This is a genomic window from Neisseria sp. P0021.S005, assembly GCF_051956955.1.
In genome coordinates, this window is record NZ_JBQCWY010000616.1 from 1 (window position 1) to 1,836 (window position 1,836).

The 1,836-nt window shown below is 52.2% G+C and carries 2 protein-coding genes and 1 pseudogene; all 3 read right to left on the reverse strand.

Annotated elements, in window-relative coordinates; translation table 11 throughout:
• Positions 1-134: pseudogene (locus ACTHUE_RS17510) on the reverse strand (DNA mismatch repair endonuclease MutL); the annotation flags it as partial.
• 36 nt (positions 135-170) lie between these two features.
• Positions 171-653, reverse strand: a complete 483-nt coding sequence (locus tag ACTHUE_RS17515) for a GNAT family N-acetyltransferase (protein WP_070583404.1) — start codon at positions 651-653, stop codon at positions 171-173.
• Between the two features lie 72 nt (positions 654-725).
• Positions 726-1,836, reverse strand: a 1,111-nt coding sequence (locus tag ACTHUE_RS17520; RefSeq protein ID WP_440424068.1) for a 5-(carboxyamino)imidazole ribonucleotide synthase, incomplete at its 5' end; no start/stop codon positions are given.

Here is a 1,836-nt window from a genome sequence, read left to right on the forward strand (position 1 = left end):
ACATCAATCGCTGTCGCGCCTGCATCGATACTGTTTTCAACGATTTCTTTTAAGGCGTTGGCAGGGCGTTCGACCACTTCGCCGGCGGCGATTTGGTTGACAAGATGGTCGGGCAGGGCGGCAATTCGGGACATCGGTTTCTTTCAAAAAAGCAACGGAGGAAGAGAAAATTACAGGTATTTGCGCATCAATTCGCATTCGACGCGGACAGTTTTGTTCAGCTGCAACACGGCAGTACCGAGCGACTCGTAGCGGTTGAGGCGATAGAAAGGCACGGAATTGAGCGAGGCATACAGTTTGAGAAAGCTGAGGCCTGCATTTCGTGCCATTTCTTCGGCGCGGCTGAGCAGGGCCGTGCCCAAGCCGAGATTGTGGAAGAGCGGATGGACGTATAAGGCGTCCAGTTGCGCTTCTTTGAAATCGACTTGGAAGAAGCCTTGAATCAGCCCTTTGTATTCGACCACCCACAAGGCTTTGTTTTTATCGGAGATGGTTTCCAAATAGCTGTTGATGTCGAGCAGACTTTCCCATGTGTGCATAATGGTTTCATCGTAACTGCGGATGCAGGCGTATTGAACGGCGTGCAGATGGGCATTGTGTATGTCTTGGCAGTCTTTTTCGGTTGCCGGACGGAGGATGGTCAGAAGGCTCATGTCGGATGGTCGGAAAAATTGATTTCAGACGGCCTTTGGCAATCAAAGGCCGTCTGAAAAAAGTGGGTAAGGTTACAGGCTTTGATGTAAGGTTTGTGCGGTTTGGAACGCGTTGTCCGCATCATTGGCCAAGACGGTAAAGTGGCCCATTTTTCGGCCTTTACGCGCGGCTTTTTTACCGTAAAGATGCAGATGTGCATTCGGGTTGCTTTGCAATGGCAGCCATTCGGGTTCGCCGCCGTCTTCCTTCCAAACGTCGCCCAAAATATTCGCCATACAGCAAGAACTCAGCAATTTGGTGTCAGCCGGAGGCAGGTTGCACATCAGGCGGACCTGTTGCTGGAATTGGTCTGCCGCGCAGGCGTCGATGGTATGGTGGCCGGAATTGTGCGGACGCGGCGCGATTTCGTTGACGACCAATTCATGTGTGTTGCCGACAACAAACATTTCTACTGCCAATACGCCGACGTAGTTTAATTCATCGGCCAAACGCTGCGCCATTTGTCGCGCCTGTTGCTGCACGTCGGCACTCAGTCGCGCAGGGACGATGGAGTAGGCGAGGATGCCGTTTTCGTGAATATTTTCGGCAGGGTCGAAAGTCTGCACGTTGTCATTGTTCAGACGGCATACGATAACGGAAATCTCGCCGCGCAAATCCACCATTTTTTCCAAAACGCAATCCACGCCGCCGTGTTCGGCAAACGCGGCTTTGAGTTCATCCAATGTTTTTACGCGGATTTGGCCTTTGCCGTCGTAGCCCAAAGTGGCAGTTTTCAGGATGCCGGGCAGAAATTGTACGCTTTCTTCAGTAATGTCTTCGGCCTTGCAAACTGCTTGATACGGCGCGGTTTGCAGGCCTGCTTTGCGTATCCATGCCTTTTCCTGAATGCGGTTTTGCGCGATGGCAACGCAGTCGCCGCTGGGGGAAACATTGGTGTGTTTGGCGAGAAAACGCATCGCGTCGGCATTGACGTTTTCAAACTCAGTCGTAACAGCCGCGCATTTTGCCAATTCTTCCAAAGCTGCTTCATCGTCAAACGGCGCGCATAAATGGCAGTCGGCAAATTCCGCTGCCGGCGCATTCGGGTCGGGATCGAGTACGGTTACTTTGTAGCCCATGGTTTTGGCAGCAACAGTAAACATTCTGCCTAATTGTCCGCCGCCAAGAATGCCGAGCATAGCA